This is a genomic window from Weissella ceti (genome assembly GCF_018394055.1).
GTDB classification, from domain to species: Bacteria; Bacillota; Bacilli; order Lactobacillales; family Lactobacillaceae; genus Weissella; species Weissella ceti.
In genome coordinates this window covers 1,210,332-1,229,918 of record NZ_CP074441.1, presented here as the reverse complement: position 1 = coordinate 1,229,918, position 19,587 = coordinate 1,210,332, and the positions used below count along the sequence as shown (strand labels likewise).

The 19,587-nt window shown below is 40.7% G+C and carries 22 protein-coding genes and 1 tRNA gene; 20 read left to right on the top strand and 3 right to left on the bottom strand.

All coding sequences use genetic code 11. The features are described from left to right. Positions 1–50 precede the first annotated feature (50 nt). Both greA and KHQ31_RS06395 read right to left on the bottom strand, forming a co-directional pair. The gene (gene greA / locus KHQ31_RS06400; protein ID WP_213408764.1) at positions 51–536 is read right to left on the bottom strand and encodes a transcription elongation factor GreA; all 486 of its coding nucleotides are present in this window, start codon (positions 534–536) and stop codon (positions 51–53) included. A gap of 89 nt (positions 537–625) precedes the next feature. Next, positions 626–3,253, bottom strand: a complete 2,628-nt coding sequence (locus KHQ31_RS06395) for a YfhO family protein (protein WP_213408763.1) — start codon at positions 3,251–3,253, stop codon at positions 626–628. A gap of 152 nt (positions 3,254–3,405) precedes the next feature. Between KHQ31_RS06395 and KHQ31_RS06390 the strand changes: the two genes are divergently transcribed. From KHQ31_RS06390 to KHQ31_RS06365, 6 genes are all read left to right on the top strand, one after another. Beyond that, on the top strand, positions 3,406–5,475 hold the full coding sequence (locus tag KHQ31_RS06390) for a penicillin-binding transpeptidase domain-containing protein (RefSeq protein ID WP_213408762.1): 2,070 nt from the start codon (positions 3,406–3,408) through the stop codon (positions 5,473–5,475). A 99-nt stretch (positions 5,476–5,574) separates the two neighbouring features. Then, positions 5,575–6,135 carry a 5-formyltetrahydrofolate cyclo-ligase gene (locus KHQ31_RS06385; protein ID WP_213408761.1) on the top strand — a complete coding sequence of 187 codons (561 nt, stop codon included), beginning with the start codon at positions 5,575–5,577 and terminating at the stop codon, positions 6,133–6,135. Continuing rightward, positions 6,128–6,841 carry a rhomboid family intramembrane serine protease gene (locus tag KHQ31_RS06380; RefSeq protein ID WP_213408760.1) on the top strand — a complete coding sequence of 238 codons (714 nt, stop codon included), beginning with the start codon at positions 6,128–6,130 and terminating at the stop codon, positions 6,839–6,841. Before KHQ31_RS06385 ends, KHQ31_RS06380 begins: the two co-directional genes overlap by 8 nt. Positions 6,842–6,867: 26 nt before the next feature. Then, positions 6,868–7,074, top strand: a complete 207-nt coding sequence (locus KHQ31_RS06375; RefSeq protein WP_213409726.1) for a YqgQ family protein — start codon at positions 6,868–6,870, stop codon at positions 7,072–7,074. A gap of 155 nt (positions 7,075–7,229) precedes the next feature. Then, entirely contained in the window at positions 7,230–8,216 is a 987-nt protein-coding gene (locus tag KHQ31_RS06370) for an ROK family glucokinase (RefSeq protein ID WP_213408759.1), read from the top strand. A gap of 56 nt (positions 8,217–8,272) precedes the next feature. Continuing rightward, positions 8,273–8,665: a rhodanese-like domain-containing protein gene (locus KHQ31_RS06365; RefSeq protein ID WP_213408758.1), complete on the top strand. Its 393-nt coding sequence runs from the start codon at positions 8,273–8,275 to the stop codon at positions 8,663–8,665. 75 nt (positions 8,666–8,740) lie between these two features. Here the strand turns inward: KHQ31_RS06365 and KHQ31_RS06360 are convergent, their stop codons facing one another. Next, a complete protein-coding gene (locus KHQ31_RS06360; protein WP_213408757.1) occupies positions 8,741–8,923 on the bottom strand; it encodes a DUF3042 family protein in 183 nt (60 codons plus the stop codon). A gap of 85 nt (positions 8,924–9,008) precedes the next feature. Here KHQ31_RS06360 and miaA point away from each other — a divergent pair, with 85 nt between their 5' ends. The 14 genes from miaA to KHQ31_RS06290 all read left to right on the top strand — a co-directional run bounded on the left by miaA (position 9,009) and on the right by KHQ31_RS06290 (position 18,883). Next, positions 9,009–9,929 (top strand): tRNA (adenosine(37)-N6)-dimethylallyltransferase MiaA, encoded by a 921-nt coding sequence (miaA, locus tag KHQ31_RS06355; protein ID WP_213408756.1) that lies wholly within the window; start codon positions 9,009–9,011, stop codon positions 9,927–9,929. A 68-nt stretch (positions 9,930–9,997) separates the two neighbouring features. Next, the gene (locus KHQ31_RS06350; protein ID WP_213408755.1) at positions 9,998–10,339 is read left to right on the top strand and encodes a MerR family transcriptional regulator; all 342 of its coding nucleotides are present in this window, start codon (positions 9,998–10,000) and stop codon (positions 10,337–10,339) included. A gap of 40 nt (positions 10,340–10,379) precedes the next feature. Next, positions 10,380–11,726, top strand: coding sequence for a type I glutamate--ammonia ligase (gene glnA / locus KHQ31_RS06345; protein ID WP_213408754.1), 1,347 nt, complete (start codon positions 10,380–10,382; stop codon positions 11,724–11,726). 183 nt (positions 11,727–11,909) lie between these two features. Continuing rightward, positions 11,910–12,299: a nuclear transport factor 2 family protein gene (locus KHQ31_RS06340; protein ID WP_213408753.1), complete on the top strand. Its 390-nt coding sequence runs from the start codon at positions 11,910–11,912 to the stop codon at positions 12,297–12,299. A gap of 166 nt (positions 12,300–12,465) precedes the next feature. Then, positions 12,466–13,335: a hypothetical protein gene (locus tag KHQ31_RS06335; RefSeq protein ID WP_213408752.1), complete on the top strand. Its 870-nt coding sequence runs from the start codon at positions 12,466–12,468 to the stop codon at positions 13,333–13,335. A gap of 2 nt (positions 13,336–13,337) precedes the next feature. After that, positions 13,338–14,360 (top strand): hypothetical protein, encoded by a 1,023-nt coding sequence (locus KHQ31_RS06330; protein WP_213408751.1) that lies wholly within the window; start codon positions 13,338–13,340, stop codon positions 14,358–14,360. 4 nt (positions 14,361–14,364) lie between these two features. After that, complete coding sequence (locus KHQ31_RS06325) at positions 14,365–14,877, top strand: dUTPase (protein ID WP_213408750.1); 513 nt, start codon at positions 14,365–14,367, stop codon at positions 14,875–14,877. Positions 14,878–14,939: 62 nt separating this feature from the next. After that, positions 14,940–15,013 (top strand) — tRNA-Arg (locus KHQ31_RS06320). 105 nt (positions 15,014–15,118) lie between these two features. Beyond that, positions 15,119–15,694 (top strand): YdeI/OmpD-associated family protein, encoded by a 576-nt coding sequence (locus KHQ31_RS06315; RefSeq protein ID WP_322743212.1) that lies wholly within the window; start codon positions 15,119–15,121, stop codon positions 15,692–15,694. Positions 15,695–15,834: 140 nt separating this feature from the next. Continuing rightward, positions 15,835–17,184, top strand: coding sequence for an MFS transporter (locus KHQ31_RS06310; RefSeq protein ID WP_213408749.1), 1,350 nt, complete (start codon positions 15,835–15,837; stop codon positions 17,182–17,184). Between the two features lie 231 nt (positions 17,185–17,415). Continuing rightward, positions 17,416–17,718 (top strand): 50S ribosomal protein L21, encoded by a 303-nt coding sequence (gene rplU / locus KHQ31_RS06305; protein ID WP_009496165.1) that lies wholly within the window; start codon positions 17,416–17,418, stop codon positions 17,716–17,718. 28 nt (positions 17,719–17,746) lie between these two features. After that, entirely contained in the window at positions 17,747–18,058 is a 312-nt protein-coding gene (gene rpmA, locus KHQ31_RS06300; RefSeq protein WP_009496164.1) for a 50S ribosomal protein L27, read from the top strand. 154 nt (positions 18,059–18,212) lie between these two features. After that, a complete protein-coding gene (locus KHQ31_RS06295; RefSeq protein ID WP_213408748.1) occupies positions 18,213–18,407 on the top strand; it encodes a helix-turn-helix transcriptional regulator in 195 nt (64 codons plus the stop codon). Positions 18,408–18,409: 2 nt separating this feature from the next. Continuing rightward, positions 18,410–18,883, top strand: coding sequence for a DUF6773 family protein (locus KHQ31_RS06290; protein WP_213408747.1), 474 nt, complete (start codon positions 18,410–18,412; stop codon positions 18,881–18,883). Positions 18,884–19,587 lie beyond the last annotated feature (704 nt).

Sequence of the window (19,587 nt, the reverse complement as noted above, 5' to 3'; positions counted from 1 at the left end):
GATCCTTGAAGATACAAAAAAGACCACTACATCAGTAGTGGTCTTTTTAATTAAGCAGCTTCGACTGCCAAGATTTCAACAGTAATCACAATTCCGTTAGGAAGTGGTACTTCAACTTGGTCACCGATAACGTGTCCAAGCAAAGCCTTAGCGATTGGTGATTCGTTTGAAATCTTACCTTCTAGAGGATCAGCTTCAACGGCACCAACGATGCTGTATGTTTCTGGTTCTTCGTCAGGAAGTTCCTTGAACGTGACAATCTTACCAACAGACACTTCATCTGAAGCAACTTCAGATGAGTCGATGATAACAGCGTTATCAAGCATGTGTTGCAATGTCTTGATACGTCCTTCAACGAAGGCTTGTTCATCCTTAGCTGATTGGTATTCTGAGTTTTCAGAAAGATCTCCAAAGCTTCGGGCGTTTTGGATACGGCCAGTAATTTCGGCACGTGTTTCCATAATCAACGTGTTTAGTTCATCTTCAAGTTTTTGTTGGCCGTCGGCCGTCATTGGATATTCTTTTTCTGCGCTCATGCGTATGTCCTTGTCCCTATAAATAAATTTTACTCATAACTCGTATGGTTTCAAATGCTAGGTTATCATGTTGTTTCAAGTCTGTAAAGTTAGTTTTTTTGATTACGGCGTTGAAAAATGAATGCGGTTACTCCCACTGACAGAGCCAATGCGGAGATAATTGCACCAATTATTAGCCAAGGTGGGCGATAAGTGAACATGATTTCATGTTCACCTGGTGTTAATGAAAGACCAATAAAGAAATCAAGCGTTGGTTCAATTTCAGCGGGTTTGCCATCAACGTAAACATGCCAACCTTTGCTATTTGGAATACTTGTTGTTAGATATCGTTGATCTGACGTCGCGGTGATTGTACCGGTGATATGTGTATCAGAGAAGTGTGACAACTTTAATTCTTGCTGCTTAAGTTCTTTGATGCCGGCTTTGAAAGGAGCCATGTTCAAGCGGTACAATGCCACATTTTGTAGCCAAAGGTCATCTTCATGGAAATCAAATTTAATGGTTTGAACTTTACCTACTTTACCAGCAGTTAGGGGTAAGACAATCGTATGACGATGACTTGGAATCCGTCCTAACTCACGACCATTAAGTGTGATGGTTGTAGCATCGGCGGTAACACTATTACCTAGTGTTAGGTAATAGGGATCATTTGACGTTGCAACAAAGCTTAATTCAAGACTGGCTGGTTTCTTATGATCTTTCTTTGTGAAACTTGCATTGGTCACTTGCGTTGGTGTTGAAGTGTTACGACTGATAGCGCTAGAAAAATCAGCTTTAGTAAATAAAGGTTTCTTTTGATTAGTCGCAGCAGACCAAAGTGTGTTTTGATTTAGCAACGGGGTATTCGGTTGTAGTTGAATAGCGTGCAATTGATCGTTGGCCATAAACCCTAAGGGTAAGCTATATGGGTTTTCCGACAACAGGGTTAGTGGATTGGCGGCATAGAGGTCATAGATTCCGTTGGTATCATAACGTGGGAATACTTGATCCGCCGCAGGGGTTCCCGGAGTACTTTGTTGCAAGCCATTGCTCTGCATTAAGTAACGCATGCTTAGCCAACTATCAGTGACCAATGTACCATTGGTATAGTTGATATAGTTATCACCTTCAGGTTGACCAATCGTAGCCATGAAATCACTTTGTTGGTGCTCAAGGCCAGATGAGAAAGTGGAACCACCATAATAGTGTCCTTGCAAAGGATCACCCTTAGTACGGTGGAAACTTTGTGTAACGCGATAGAAGTCTTGCTTATCTTGAGGCAGATTCGCGGTGATTGTATTGAGATTTTTAATGCTCGTTTGATACTCTGAATTTGATAAGTAAGAGAAATTGTTCAAAGTTAAAATGGTACTTGAACTCATTTCGATTAAGACCAAGATACTCACTAATACACCCCAATAAATTTGTTTGTATGGAAGTGTTAAGCAAAGTAAAAATAGTAAGAAGAATACAATTCCAACCGTAAGTTGTGACAAACTTAAGAAATTTAGATCTTCATAACGTGCGGCCAACCAAAGCCATGCAACGACAGCCACAATGAATAGGCTGACGCTTTGCTTCAGACTGATTCGGAAGTTGGGATGCCAAGTTGCAGCACATAACCACAATAACCAGAAACAGAAAACAAAAGAGAAACGGTATGGATACCAAACCGGATATTGGAACCCATGCCACATCAAATCTAATGGGGCAAACATCATTGAAATAACTAAGAAAGTTGTCACAATAACTGTGGCTACTTTAGTTTGCCATCGAATCTTACGCGTTATTAAACATGCCCAGAAGGTAATCAGGGGAATTGACCCAACAAAAATATTTGGCAAACCACTAGGCATTTGATCGAAATTGAATGTGCCACCGAAAAACTTAGCTAAGATATCGGGTGGCATATATTGGAAGGTCCATGTTAGGTTCTGCAACATGTATTGCCCTTTACTGCCTAATAGCGTGTAGGCAGTCGGTAACCAGACAATCGCAGATACCCCAATGGCAATTAACGTGTAGGCTGTAAATTGGCGGACTAATCTAAAACGTTGATTCCAACTTAACTGATAGACAAATAAACGCCAAAAGACATAACAAACAACAAAGAGACCAACCATGTAAGCCATGTAGTAGTTACAAATAATACACATGGTTAGGGTGATGACATAGAACCAACCTGGTCTATGATCAAATAGATATTCAATCCCTAAAATAATCAGCGGCAATAAAATGGCGGCATCAAGCCAAATGACATTTAATTGATTGGCAACGAACCAACCACACTGAGAATAGGCGAAGCCAAAAATAGGAACAGCGTAATTACGTTGCCAATTTAATTTATAAAGTGCATAACCAAAACTTAAGCTGGCCAGTCCATACTTGATAACGGTTAGCCATAAAATACCAGCCGGTAAATATGTATTTGGGAAAAATAACAAAATAATATTAGTGGGGCTTAAAAGGTAATAAGCCCAATCGCCATACATTTCGCCGCCTAATCCTTTACTGAAGTTAAAGAATAATTGACTAGGGTCATGGATGATGGCGGTGCGAAACGCCTCGAAAAAGTCAATGTACTGTTGGCCTAGGTCAACGGTTAAGATGGTATTGTCCCCAAATGGGGCCATTTGTCGGTAGGCAAAATATAAGGTCATAAAGACCGCGGGTAACATAAAACTAAGCCATAATAGACGTGTTTTATGTTGCCAACGCATTGGATTTAAACTGGCCAAAATATCTTCCTCCTACGAAATATAACTAATACCATTAAAACACATCTGCAAATGATATTTAATAGTAAGAATTGAGCACGGACATAAAAATGACGCTTGAATTATGCTACAATAGCAACATTACATGAAGAACAAGTTAAAGGGGTAAAACCATGCAAGCACCAAAACGACGCGGTAGTCGTGGGAAGCGTCAGGCTTCATCACGTATCCCAGCGCGACTAAATATTTTAATGGGAATTGTCATTGTGATGCTAGGATTGTTGGCAATTCGATTAGCTAATTTACAAATCACAGATACAGCAAAATACAAACATGAAGTTAATAGTGCTGAAAAGAGTATCGAACAAGTTGGTGTCCAACGTGGCATGATCTTTGACAGTACTGGGCGTAAGTTGGTATCAAACGAAGGAAACCAAGCGATTACGTATACAAAGCCAAAGTTTGTAACGGAAAAAGAAATGTATGCCATTGCGAATGCAGTTGGGGAACATTTGAAGATTGATACAAAGCGTTTGTCAGATGCCAATGTTCGTTTGTACTTCTTGCAAGATAAAGATAATCAAAAGCAAGTAGCCGAATTAAGTGGTACGACTAAGGCACCTGGAACTGACCCATACGTGGAAGCGTTAAAGACATATGTGAATGCTAATCCAGACATTGTTAAATTGAGTGATCAACAAAAGAACAATGCCATGATTTTCCAAAAGATGCTGAATGCGTACGCGCTATCAACGGTTTACTTGAAGGAAGATGACGTTACCAGTGAGGAAATTGCTAGTATTGGGGAACGTCAAGCCCTATTGCCTGGTGTGCGTGTTGGACTATACTACAAGCGCCAAGGGGTGAAAGATGATGATTTGATGGCGTCAATCTTAGGACGTGTCTCAACGTCTACAACGGGACTACCTGAAGATCGCGTTAACCAAATGCTAACAGAAGGATACTCACGAGATGATTCTGTTGGAACCTCTAACCTAGAAATGTTTTATGAAGACGCATTGCGTGGAACGAAGCGTGAAGTTGAAGTGACGCAAAACTCAGAAGGTGAAAATACTGAAAAGGTCCGTTTCGCTGGTCAATCTGGGGATAATATGACGTTGTCAATCAACTCAAAGTTCCAATCAGAAGTGCAAAAGATTCTACGTAAAAACATGCCTGGTGGGACAACTCAAGGTGCTTACTCAGTTGTAATGAATCCATCAACGGGTGGAATCTATGCGATGAACGGAATTACTAATTCAAATGGAAAGTCGCAAGATGATGCGATGGCAACGATTAATAGTTCTGCGGTTGTTGGATCTGTTGTTAAGCCCGCCTTGATTACACAAGGTTTGTTGACGAAGACAATTACCCCAAAGAATAATACATTTGTCGATAGGCCGATTGAAATTGCTGGAACAGCATCTAAGTCATCATGGTTTAACAAGAATGGTGAAAATTCAATTCCGTTGACCGGGTCAGATGCCTTGATGGTATCTTCTAACTCGTATGTGATGCAATTGATGCTGAAGATGGGTGGATTAAATTACTCTGCTGGAATGGACTTGGGAGCTTTGAATCCAGAAATTTTCACGACAATGCGTCAAGGATTTAATGCCTTCGGTTTGGGGGTCAAGACTGGAATTGATTTGCCAGGCGAAACATCTGGTGTACGTGGTGAAGCTAGCCGTGAACGTATTGGTAATGCGTTAGACGAATCATTCGGTCAGTACGATACGTATACGACGATGCAATTAGCGCAATATGTTTCAACGATTGCCAATGGTGGTTACCGTATCCGTCCGCGTGTGGTACAACAAATTCAACACCGTGAAAACGGGCGTCAAGATCGTGTTGCGACAACAATGCAGCCAGAAGTACTAGGGACAGTGAACTGGACGGCAGCCGAACGTCAAGTGATTCTAGATGGTATGGACAAGGTTGTTAATGGAAGCAGTAAATTTATGACTGGTCGTCCATTGCAAAAGCAAAAGCCAACGGTCTTTGCTAAGACAGGTACGGCAGAAACATTTACTAATGGTGCAAGTACACTAACTTACTCATTAGTAGCCTTTGTTCCAGGTGAAGACGTTGCTTTGTCAGTTGTCATTCCGGGAGTGCCGGCACAAATGGAAACCATTGTTAACCAAACAATCGCCAATGAAATTCTAGATGCGTTCTGGAAGAATGTGCGTGTTAACCCAGAAACTGGTGCTGACAAGCAAAAGAACGATGAAAAGTAAGATTTCTGAGAGGTGAAATCTTCACGCTAATAGACGATATGTTAAACTGAATCAGAAATGATTCAGTTTTTTTGTATCCTGAAAACGAGGCGAACAAAGATGGAAACGAAACAAGTGATTAGAAAAAAGGCTCAGGCCTTCTACGAACAACAAAGTTCAACAATACGTGCTACTTTAATGCAAGAAATGGTCAAAAAGGTGACTGTATTACCAAACTGGCAGGAAGCAGAAAAGATTGCACTAACCTTGGCACAAAATAATGAGCTACCAACGCAGTTATTGATTCAAACGGCTTTGTTACAAAAGAAGGAAGTCTATTTACCTAAGGTGGCACCAGGACGTCAATTAAACTTTATTCGGATTACCGAAGCGACTGAGTATGAGGAACATCGTTTTGGCATGTTGGAGCCAATAGGAGATACGTTAGCAGACATCAATCACCTCGACTTAATTGTCGTCCCAGGATTGGCTTTTAGTCGTGATGGGAGTCGAGTTGGCTTTGGTGGTGGTTACTATGATCGTTTACTAATGAAGTATCCAGTGGTGCCGACGCTAGGTATCGTGAGTGCCCCCTTTTACTTTGAAGAGCCGATTTGGCAAGTGGACGAATTTGATCAACGAGTTAAACAAGTATTGGTGATAGGAGCAGAACATGCATAATTTTGAACGAGAATTTAAACAAGTCCCAGTGGCAGTTGGTTTGAGTGTTTTATTAGTTGTTATTTATTTAGCTGAAGCCCTACGGTCAGGTAGCTTAACCATTGATATGGCGACTATGTACAACTTTGGTGGTTTAGTGCCGGCGGCAGTATTCGCTCAAAATGAATGGTGGCGGCTATTAACGGCTGGCTTTATTCACGTCTCATTGACACATATGTTGTTAAATGTGGTAGTCATTTATTTCATTGGTCGTCTATTAGAAATGTCGCTAGGATCCCTTCAATTAGCCGTGTTATTTCTAGTTGGTGTGATTGGCGGTAACTTATTTGCTATGTTACTAGGAAATGTCCTTGTGATTAGTTTAGGTGCATCTGGGGGCGCATTTACCTTAGTCGGTGCGATTATCTATCTAGGACTACGAGAAAATCGTCGGGGTGTCTGGCGGGAACAAATGCAGACGATGATTATTTTTGTGGGGATGAATGTCGTCTTCAGTTTATTCGATTCCTCAATTGGTATCTGGGCCCACGTAGGTGGTTTCTTGATGGGATTGACCTTAACGGGTGGTTTGATTCAAAGCCGCTATGCGCAAAATACTTTTAAGTCATCTAAGACAACGACAATCTTAGCTTACGTAAGTACAGCTATCATACTAGGCGCGCTGGTATTTGGTGTCTTGACACGTTTAAATGGGATTTTTTACTAAGGAGAAGATCAATGCAAGAGACACAGATGAAGACGTTCTTAGATGTCTTAAATCTATTAAAGCGTTATGACATTTACGTACATTTAGGGAACCGTTTATGGGATATTGAGTTAGCGGCGATTGAAATTGATAACATGGCACGAGCTGGTTTGATTCAACCAGAAGAATACGCGCGAATTAAACTTGTGTTACAACATGAACACGAAGCTGAAGCAAATCGTCAAGATATTTAAAGCTTAGACAATAAATATGAATTTAACGCATAATTTCACCGTGAAAGCCCTTTTATTTCCGCTTTTTTTAAGATATAATGACCCTTGTGAGTAACAAGAAAACCCTTACATAGCTTAAGGGTTTACATAAAATAAATGTTAATGAGGGTATGGACATGGTTAAAGATAAGTTAATTGGAATTGATTTGGGTGGAACTACTGTAAAGTTTGCCATTATGACTGCAGAAGGAGAAATCCAACAAAAGTGGTCAATCAAGACAAATATTTTGGATGATGGAAATCACATCGTGCCAGATATCGTTGAATCAGTGAACCACCACTTGGACTTGTACCAATTGGACAAGGAACGTGTGATTGGAATCGGAATGGGAACACCGGGAACAGTTGATCAAGCATCTGGAACTGTTCAAGGAGCCTTCAACCTTAACTGGCGTGAAGCACGTCCAGTTCGTGACGAAATCGAAGCTGGAACTGGGTTCAAGGTTACAATTGATAACGATGCTAACTCAGCTGCATTGGGTGAACAATGGCGTGGTGCCGGAGATAACGAACCTGAAGTTGCCTTCTTGACTCTTGGAACTGGTGTTGGTGGAGGATTGATCCACGAAGGTAAGTTGATCCACGGAACATCAGGAGCAGCTGGTGAAGTTGGACACGTTATCGTTGAACCATACGGTTACCAATGTACTTGTGGAAACAAGGGATGTTTGGAACAATACGCATCAGCAACTGGTGTTGTTCACTTGGCCCACGATTTGGCAGATGCCTACATGGGAACTTCAGAATTGAAGCAAATGGTTGATAACGGTGATGAAGTCACATCAAAGATCGTCTTTGACCTAGCAAAGAAGAACGATTTCTTGGCTAACGAAGTTGTTAACAAGGTGGCTTACTACCTTGGACTAGCAACTGCTAACTTGGCTAACACATTGAACCCATCAAAGATCGTTATCGGTGGTGGAGTTTCAGCTGCAGGATCATTCTTGCTAGAACGTGTTGAAAAGGAATTCCAAAACTTCGCCTTCAAGACTACTCGCGATGTAACTGAATTGCGTTTGGCTCAATTGGGAAATGATGCTGGTGCTTACGGAGCTGCTTCATTGGCTTTGCAAACTGCAGCTGCTGAAAACGAAGCTAATTAAAGTGAAAAGTGCCTTAGGGCACTTTTTTATTAATATCGAATTTAAAGGGGTTTACAATGTTAAATATTTTATTGGCACTATTTATCGCAACAGCAGCTTGGGTAGGATTTAACTACTTTTACATGCGTTCATTGATTAAGAAGAACGCGACACTTTTGACTTCAGAAGAATTTGAAGACCAAAGTCGTGGACAACAAATCATTGACTTGCGTGATGCAGGAGCTTTCAAGGTGAAGCACGTATTGGGCGCACGTAACATTGCGTACCCAATGTTAAAGGAAAACCACAGCGCCATCCGTAAGGACAAGCCAGTATTCTTGTACGATGGTAACGTCCAACAAGCGGCTCGCTTGGCCAAGGACTTGAAGAAGGATGGTTACTCAGACATCTACATCCTAAAGGGTGGATTCACTGCCTACACTGGTCGCACAAAGACTAACATGGTGTAAGGTTTAAAAGATAAAATAAAAACGGAGACGGCACATCAGGTGCTGTCTCCGTTTTATGTTAAGATGGATGCTAGATTAGTAGCGAGATCCGTGTGAATGTGCAGCCTTACGAGCTGACTTGAATTCTGTTTCGTCGAACTTAGCTTCAACTTCTTCGACCGGCTTAACTGCTACTTCATGGAATGCTACACCAGCCGCAATGGCTGCTGCCACTGTTCCCACGACTCCAGCTAAAACACCCTTACCAAAATTGTTCATGTGTTAATCCTCCGTTATGATGTAATAACTCATTTTAACATATTCACATATCGATTTTGAATGAAAAAAGATAAAAGGATATCATATGCAAAAATTAATTGTGATTGTTGGACCAACTGCGGTTGGGAAGACAAAGCTATCATTAGAAATTGCCAACGCGATTGATGGTGAAATTATTTCAGGCGACTCAATGCAAATTTACCGTGAGTTAAGTATTGGGACCGCTAAGGCAACCTCGGAAGAACAAGCGCAAGCACCACACCATTTAATTGATGTTGCAGACCCAGAAGAACATTATTCAGCGGCAAAATTTGTGGAGATGGCACAAGCCGCTATTTCTGACATTGCTAGTCGAGGTAAGACACCAATTTTAGTTGGTGGAACTGGCTTTTATGTGCAAGCTTTGTTAGGTGATCGGCCATTGTCTGTGATTGAAGAACAGCCAGACCAAGCCTTTGAAGATTATTGGGATGCGCATGTGCAAGAATATGGTGAGGAAGGACTACGCGATGCCTTGCGTGCTGTAGATCCGATCAGTGCAGAACGAATCTTGCCAGGCCAGATTCGTCGATTGAAGCGAGCGTTATTGATTAGCCAACAAATGCAACAACCTTTCTCTAGCTTACAACCAGAACCTAAGCGTCAATATGATGCTTATATTATTGGTTTGAATACTGATCGTGCGAAGTTATACGAACGTATTAATTTACGTGTCGATATGATGTTAGCAGAAGGCTTGATGGATGAAGTGGCGTTGGTACATGCTTTGTCAGAAGATGCGACTGCGCGTAAAGCGATTGGTTATAAAGAGTTATTCCCATATTACGAAGGTCACGCTACGTTAGAACAAGCGAGTGAGGAATTGAAAATGGCCTCACGCCGTTACGCAAAACGTCAATTAACTTGGTTCAATAACCAATTTACAGATATCCATTGGGCGGACTTAGTGCAAAAACCTGACACATTAAACGTTATACTAGATGATGTACATTCTTTCATGTCATAATACATGACATTCTCTCTTGTTCATGTTTCATTTAATGCTAGAATACTTAGGTATAGGGAGGTAGGCATATGAGTGAACGAACATTACGACGAGACCTAGCGGTCTTAACGATTAGTGCTGTACGTGAATTGACCGGATTATCAGATCGACAGATTCGATACTATGATCAACAAGCTCTGATTGAGCCTTCACGTGGTGCAGGGAAGCAACGACGTTATTCGTTAGATGACATTGATCGTTTAATTGAAATTGTGGATTATATGGATGCAGGATATAGCATTGCAGAAATTCGCGCCGTTGAGCACAAGCAAAAGCAAAAAGAGACGCAAAAGTCTGACCAAGATCTTCGTCGATTCTTGGCGGATGAAATGTTGTCAATTGGACGTTTTTCAGATCGTAAGCAATTTTAGATAATAACTATTGATGCATGTAGTAAAAAGGGGAGAAATAATGGTACGTAAGAATTACACAAAAGATGACATCCGCGAAATTATTAAAACTGAAAATGTAGAATTCCTACGTCTGCAATTTTCTGACGTTTTTGGAACAATCAAGAACGTTGAAGTACCTGTTTCGCAATTAGAAAAAGTTCTAGATAACAAGATGATGTTTGACGGTTCTTCAATTGACGGATTTGTGCGTATTGAAGAATCAGATATGTACCTATATCCTGATTTGTCTACATTTTTGATTTTCCCATGGGCAACAGATAGCCGTGGTGGTAAGGTTGGACGTTTGATCTGTGATATCTACACAGTTGACGGTGAACCATTTGCTGGAGATCCACGTAATAACTTGAAGCGTGTCCTACGTGAAATGAATGAAGCTGGCTTTGATGACTTTAACTTGGGAACAGAACCAGAATTCTTCTTGTTCAAGTTAGATGAATTTGGAAATCCAACAACACAACTAAACGACAAGGGTGGATACTTTGACCTTGCGCCATTGGACATGGGTGAAGACACACGTCGTGAAATTGTGTTGGAAATGGAAAAGATGGGCTTTGAAGTTGAAGCAGCGCACCACGAAGTGGCGCCAGGACAACACGAAGTTGATTTCAAGTATGCGGACGCTTTAGACGCAGCGGACAACATTCAAACATTCAAGCTGATTGTTAAGACGATTGCGCGTAAGCATGGTTTGTACGCAACATTCATGCCAAAGCCCGTTGCGGGTATTAACGGTAACGGAATGCACGTTAACATGTCATTGTTGAAGGATGGCAAGAACGTCTTCTTTGATGAGGCAGGTGCAGACCGTCTATCACACACAGCATACTCATTCTTGGGTGGTTTGCTAGAACACGCGGCCAACTACACAGCGATTACAAACCCAACAGTCAACTCATACAAGCGTTTGACACCTGGATTTGAAGCGCCAGTTTACGTTGCCTGGTCTGGATCAAACCGCTCACCAATGGTACGTGTTCCAGCATCTCGTGGACAATCAACACGTCTAGAATTACGTACAGTTGACCCAACGGCTAACCCATACTTGGCCTTTGCTGCAGTATTGGGTGCTGGATTGGATGGAGTTCGTCGTGATATCGAACCACGTGATTCAGTTGATCAAAACATCTACCTAATGGATGAATCAGAACGTCGTAAGGCTGGAATCACTGACCTGCCTGACACATTGTTGGATGCCGTAAACAGCTTTGAAGGGGATGATATCATGCTAGATGCCATCGGACCTTACATGGCACGTACTTTCGCAGATGCTAAGCGTCTGGAATACAAGGCATTCCGTCAAGCCGTATCACAATGGGAACTAGATACGTACTTGGATCAATACTAAAATTAGTGCATGCATCACTATAAAAAGTAAATAAACAGCGCATTGCTTGATATAAGAGCAAATGCGCTGTTTTTCTTTATGTATAAAATTTACAAAGTGGTAATGTGGTAATTTTAGTCTATACTTATAAATAATAAGTAGAGCACGCCGGCACTAATGAACAAGAAATCAAGAGGAACTGACATGAATAACTATCAAGAAATTGTGGCAAATACGTATAAATTGATGGCACAAGGTAAGATTGCAGAGTTTAAAGCAGCTTTGGCAAACGATATTGTTTGGCGTGAAGCAACTGGTGCCCCATATGCCGGAGAATTTATTGGCCCAGATGCTGTGGTTGAAAATGTGCACGCCCGTTTAAATGCAGATTGGGCCGACTTTAAAGCGATAGATGATGTATATGCTGTGAATGGGAATACTGTTTTTGTTTATGGTGAGTATTCAGGGATTAATCGTCAAACTGGTAAGGCATTTAGCGCCCCATTTGTCCATTTGTACGAAATTAATGCAGATGATAAGGTGGCATCATTTACACAAATTACAGATACCAAGTTAATGTGGGATGCGATGTAAAGCTAATAAGCAGAGACTATTCGCACTAGTGCAAGTGTTTTGTGTAACGGCTTTAAAAAATTGCGGAACCATTAATTATAAATATAAGCCTGTTTTTTAATTTTCTGCTATGATAGAAGGAGTATATTACAAATATAATACACCCCTTGTGAAGGAGGGAATGAACATGGAAAAGATCCCATACCTAACGTCTGAGGTAGCTAACAACGACGCTATCATCAACGAAAAGTTTGATACAAAAATTAATTATATTCAAGCTGTACAAGCAGCGATTAACGCAGAACAAGACTTGAATGTCTATGAACTGCTAGACCAACGTCGTTTCCAATTAGAACTAAACGGTGTTGAACTTGAAGAAACAGATACTGACTTGCCTTTGCTAGTTAACAACATGCACCACGATATGGGACACTACTTGGCAACTAAGTTAATTGCGTACTTGTCAGAAAAGTTCCCATTCTTTTACTACGAAGAAACGCATCTAGGTGTGTTTGAATTGTACTTTGGTAATTGGTGGGGACGTCGCCGCTTTGGAATTCTAGATCCGCTATCTGTGTCATTTATTTTTGACGATCAAGCCTACAGCATGCTAAGTCGTGCCGTAGAAATGGCTAAGAACGATGAACGTTACCACGCCGCTGCGATTGAAGAAACAACTAAGACGAATGAAATTCACCAACAATTGTTGGATGGTCAAGAAGAACGCAATGCACAACGTCGTGAGTTAGAAAATAAGCTTGCGGAATTGGGTGATAAGAATGGCTTCTTCTTAGGTCGTGGAAATTCAGAAGAACGTGAAGAAGTACAAGAAGAATTAGCTAAGTTGGATGCATTGGATGCTAAGGCTGATGAAGTACCAGCCGTCATTGCTGAAAACAATGCCAAGATTTTGGAATACTCAAAGGAAGATACAATCCTGTTGTATGAACAACGCGCTATTAACGAAACATTTGGCTCATTTACGGACTTCGAAACCGCTGTAAGTACTTTGTATGCGGACTATCTAAACGCTTTGCGTGTAGAAGGAGGTAAGTAATCATGAGTGATCGTCTACAAGAACGTTTAATGCAATACGAAAATCACATTGATGCAGACTTGGCGTTGATCAATCACTACAATACTGCTGCGCGTGATTTGACGGTAAAGCATCAACCTGAAGAACTACAGACATTGGCAGAGTTCTTAACCCAAACTTCTTTGGAAACTGTGTGGGTTACAGTACCACGCCAATACTCATTTGCAGATTGGTATCTAGTGGCATTGAGCCGCTTTATGTCATTGACTGGTATCGATGCCTACGACATGATTTTGCCAGAAGCACATGAAGAAATGCATATGTCATTTACTGGCTTTGGTTCAACCGCTGCATTCGCCTTTGTGCCTAACAAGGGGACTGAAGGGGGTGCCGCGTTTGTTGAAGTCGCGACAGGTCTGCGTCTATTCTACTGGTCACTAGAACGTCGTGAAATTAAGTTTAATGCGCACACATTGGCAGACTTATTAATTGGTAAGTTAGCCGATAGTAAAAATCGTGCGGTCTTTACGAAGATGTTCTTAGACTGGGCACGTTACATGGAAGAAGTCTTGGGATATGTAGTCGACTATAACGTCTTAGAAACAGCTAACGAATACGTTTACGGTATCATGCAAACTGAAAATACAGCTGCTGTGTTGGATAACTTGTTTGTGCAATCAGCACAAACACCATACATCCTACAACGTGTTGGTGATGAAGCGGTAATGGTTTTGGAAAATGATGTTGAACTACGACTATTCCAACCAAATGATGATCATTTGTGGGCTGTCCAAGTATTGGATAAGCAAAGCCAAGTTTCAATCATGGACCTATTGTTAGCACATGACTTTTTGGCTAACTGGTACATGGGACAACGTGCTGACTTTGAGCTAGCATACGATGTTAATTTGTTTGAAAACCAAACTGGCTTGGGTCATGATATCAATGCATTGTTCCTAGCTAAGCAAAATCCAAGTGTCGTAACTGAAACATCAGCTGTTGCACCGACTGTTCAAGTTGAAGTGCTTGAACCTAAGAAGGGTTAATGACATGTTAGATTTTGCTGGATATTTACGTACTGCCCGTGCGGTGCATGCTGATATGAGCTATGAATGGGCAACACCGGTTAAGCGTGACGATGTACCATTGAATGTCTATCTAAACCTAGATATTGCGCTAAGTGAATTGATGCAGGTAGCTCATGTCACACAACCAACTGTGCCGATGGAAATGCACGAAGAACAGGATGAAGCGGCGGTTTTGGCGGCCTATGCCCATGCCTTTGTATTATTCCTACAAGCATCAAACTTAATGCAGTGGACGCATTTAATGGTCATGGAAGATGAAGACTTGGCAAAATTTTCACGTTTCCCGCAACGTCAATTAGCGCACCAATTTATGGGTATTAAAACGATGTTGCTAAACAGTTACCATCAAAAGCGTCAGAGTGACTTTTCACATGCATGGCGTTCATTTTTAAAGTTGGGCTTAGTTGAATTACAATTGTCGCCTGAAGCGTTGGATGAACAAGTGCAGAAAACGTTACAAATGGCTAATGATTAGCTTGTATCGCATATAAAATCAAGCTACAATAATAAGGCAGTGTTTACATTGCCTTTTACGGCGTACCTGTAGCATAACTGGATAATGCACTCGGTTTCTACCCGAGCGATTGTGGGTTCGAACCCCACCAGGTACATATCAGGCAAGAAATAACGACTAAGAAGACCTCTATCCCATGAATAGGTGATAGGGGTCTTTTTATTACACAAGATTTTATGCAGGAAAGCATATTTGGGAGATTATGATGGAGATTGAAGACTTACTTGAGGTCACAACGCAAGCCGAACTACTGACGTGGCTAGCCCAGAATTATAAAACTGAAAAGGTCTGTTGGGTAACGGTTAGTATTAAGCCAGAACCAAATAAATTACAGTATTTAGATGCTGTTGAAGCAGCTTTATGTTTCGGCTGGGTTGATAGTACGAAGAAGAAATTGTCTGATACACAAACAGTACAACGTTTATCACCTCGCAGTAAAAAGAGTAACTGGACAGAGTTAAATAAGGAACGTGTACGGCGTTTGGAACGATTAAATCTAATGACGGATGCTGGACGTGCGGTCTTACCAAATATGGATATTTCATCATTTTTGATTGATTCTGAAATTAAAGATCGTATTGAAAACGAACCAGTTTTGGTTGAAAAATTTACTGAATTACCGGAACTATACACACGTATCTGTATCGATACAATCCAAAGTGTTCGTGATGATCGTGAAACTTATGAAAAAAGATTGAACAAATTTTTAGAGTCGTTACGCGAAGGAAAAATAATTGGCCAATGGCATGACAATGGGCGTTTGTGGCCAATTGATTAAGCACATGAAAACCCGTACAGTCGTGATTTCCAAGAAAGCGCATACAAAATTTCATAAAATTGAGTTGACGTATACCAATTTGGGTGTAATATTGTAAACGTTTACAAAACTTCTCAGTCAAATCGGAGGACTACGAGTATATGTTTAATTTTTTGAAGCCGGCACCAGATGCAACGGTAAAGGTTGCGCCTGATAAAATTGCAGGTTCATACCGCAAACATCAATTAGGGGTGTTGTTGGCAGCGTGTATTGGGTACATAGGGTATTACGTGATTCGTTTGATCTTTACAACAGAACAAACGGCCATCATGGAGACGTATAACCTTTCGTTGGCACAAATGGGGTTGATTCTATCAACCTTTGGTGTAGGATATGGATTCTCAAAGCTATTCATGGGAGCTTTGAGTGATAAGAGTAATCCAAATCGTTACTTGGCCACGGGGTTGATTTTGTCATCAATCTTGAACATCTTCCTAGGATCAACAGGAAACTTTAGTGTCATTTTGATTTTGATGCTTATGATTTCAGTCACCCAAGGAATGGGAGCTGCGGCCTGTCAAAAGTTAGTACAACTTTGGTGGGGACGTAAGAACCGTGGAACTGTCTACTCAATCTGGTCTTCAGCCCACAATGCTGGAGCCTTTGTCTGTGTGGCCATTGTGCAATTGGCAACATTCTTGTTTGCCGGTTCATTGCCAGCCATCTTCTACACAGCCTCATTCGTATCATTGCTAATTGCGGCCTTTATCTTGATTGTTGGTTCAGATCGTCCAACATCAGTTGGGTTGCCAAGTATTACTGAATACACTGGTGATGAAGTGATTGCTGATGGTCAGGTTGTTGAAGCTGAAACAACAGATTTGAGCATCGTTCAAATTTTTAAGAAGTACATTTTGACAAACAAGATTGTTTGGGCAATTACGTTAACTTCAATGTCTATGTATTTGATTCGTTTCGGAATTATGTCATGGATTCCAACTTACCTACGTGATGAAAAGGGCTTTGATCCGAACCAAGCGAAGTGGCTGATTGGAATGTTTGAATTAGCTGCCGTACCAGGGGTTATCTTGTTGGGGATGGTTTCTGATTTCTTGAAAGGACGTCGTGCCTTAGTTAGTTTAATTAGTGTGATTGGTCTTGCTGGATGTTTGTTCGTGTACTTCACAACAATGAACCACACATACATCATCATTACATTGTTTATCATGGGAACACTAATCTACGCACCATTGACCCTTGTTGGATTGATGGTTAACGAAGCAGTGCCAAAGTTTGCGGTTGGGTCATCAACTGGATTCATGGGATTCTTCCAATACATGGTAGGTGAAACACTAGCCACAGCCTTGATTGGTATCTTGGTATCAATCTACGGTTGGCAAGCATCAAATTACGTCTTGTTCGCTGCCGCAACGGCTGCCGTATTGTTGTTGACATACTTGTCAGTCAACGAACGAAAGGTGATTGCACGCGAAGAAGCAGACTTGCATTAAGCTCGATAAAAGCCATTTCTCTTGAAGTGGCTTTTCTGCTTTAATTAATCTTTTCCTATATATGAGAAACATTGCATAAATCGGAAAAGTGGTTTATAATAAACAACGTTGTGTTTGTGGAACTCACAAATTTCAACCATTCGTCGTCTGTATTAAGAGGTTTATCCCGCGGGCACGGTGAGTCTAAGTTAGTCAGAAATGACATAAATAAAAATGGAGGTCTACAGACTTATGGCAGAATATGCAATCATTGAGACTGGTGGTAAGCAATACAAGGTTGCCGCTGGTGATGTAATTTACATCGAAAAGTTGGACGCTGAAGCAGGCGAAAAGGTTACTTTTGATAAGGTCGTTTTCATTGACGGTCAATTCGGAGCACCTTACGTTGAAGGCGTTTCAGTTTCAGGAACTGTTGAGAAGCAAGGTAAGGAAAAGAAGGTTATCACTTTCAAGTACAAGCCAAAGAAGCACTCACATTCTAAGCAAGGTCACCGTCAACCTTACACTAAGGTTGTCATTGACACTATCGCCTAGGCATCTAAGGAGGATTTAAATCATGCAAATGCAATTGAATTTGAACAACTTGACGATGCACTCAAAGCACAAGGGTGGTGGATCATCTGCCAACGGTCGTGACTCTGCTGGACGTCGTCTAGGAACTAAGCGCGCTGATGGACAAAGCATCAACGCTGGATCAATTATCTACCGTCAACGTGGAACTCACATCTACCCAGGTGTAAACGTTGGACGTGGAAGCGACGACACATTGTTCGCTTTGACAGATGGTGTGGTTAAGTTCGGTCGTATGGGCCGTGACAAGCGCCAAGTATCTGTTATCTCTCGTGAAGAGTACAACGAAATCATCGGAAAGTAATTTCTACTTGATTTAAAAAGCCTTTACCATTTACGTGGTAAGGGCTTTTTTTGTGCAGAAATTCAATAATTACCGAAATCGATTCATTTAATGTGACATATATATATTGCTAAAAGACATGTATATTGTATAATTGATTTTGAAAGGGGTGCTTATGAAGAATACTAAAATGAAATTGGCGCGTATAGAAGCTGATCTGAGTCAAGCGAGTTTGGCGGAAAAAGTAGGAGTTACCCGACAAACAATTGGGTTGATTGAGTTAGGGAAATATAATCCGTCTATCAAATTATGTATTGATATTTGTAAGGTGCTTAATGTCACTTTGAATGATTTGTTTTGTGAGGAATAATGATGTTTACGAATAAGGATGAACGGGTAACGGCAACGCTACAACGGCTATATACGGCAGGATTTTGGCTTATACTGACTGTTACGGTTATTTATGTAGTATTAATGAGCGCAATGTTAAAAGCTCCGTATCATGAGTATGCATTCGCAATTTACCTATTAGCGGGCATCATACTATACATAGCTGTGGCACCAATCTTAGTTGGCATCATTGAAAAAGAAACTATGTCAATTAAAACAGGTTTGTTAAGTAGTTCAATTTGTGGATTGATTGTGGGGATAATTGTAACAATTAATAATCTTGCAAATTATGCGTCACATTATAAAAATGAACAAGTGTTTATGTTAATTCCGATTTTTATTATTTCTGCGCTATCTGCTATGGTGATCACAATGATGATTATTGTACCAATTCTGTTACTAAATAATTGGCGCCAAAACGAAATTGAACGCAACTTGGATGATTCAGAATTTTAAATTTAATCACAGATACTGTGCATAATATAAGAAATGGCGCATCGATAATTGAGCGTGATTCTCAGAAAATGTCGGTTGAAAAGGGTTATTTGAAAAGTTTTTTAAATAATTTTTTGTAAGTCGATGTCGGCGTTTTACTTACTAATTAAAAGGCTATGTAGCAGTGGTTTGAGTCCTCTATACGAGTTTTGGATTTAAGTGTTAAAACTCACGGTTCGACAGCTTACTTAAACAAAGCTTGTTGACAACTGAAATAGTTCTGGTAATGTTATGTCTATCGATAAGCCGTTGATAAACGGTTTCAGTAGAATTTCGGATTGTATGTAAGAGAAGCTGTGGTTGCTGTGAACAGCGCAGGTCCGGAAATTGAACTATTAACAATTAAATCAGATTAAAGAGGTGCTCATCAGAGGATGAGTGCAAGTTTTTGGGTGGTACCGCGGATATCTAATTCGTCCCAGTTATGTCTTTTGACGTAACTGGGACTTTTTTTATATCTTGAGGTATTTATCAAAGATAATTGTAGGCTTTTTAGGCAGACGATTATCTTGTTTAGTGCTACTCAAAATGCTTTTTTAGGTGGCGATTGAACAATTAAATCAACTTTGAGTGGTAACTATTTCGGTAGTTACAGTGTGGGTGGTACCGCGGATATTAAATTCGTCCCAGTTATGTCTTTGACATAGCTGGGGCTTTTTTGTTTA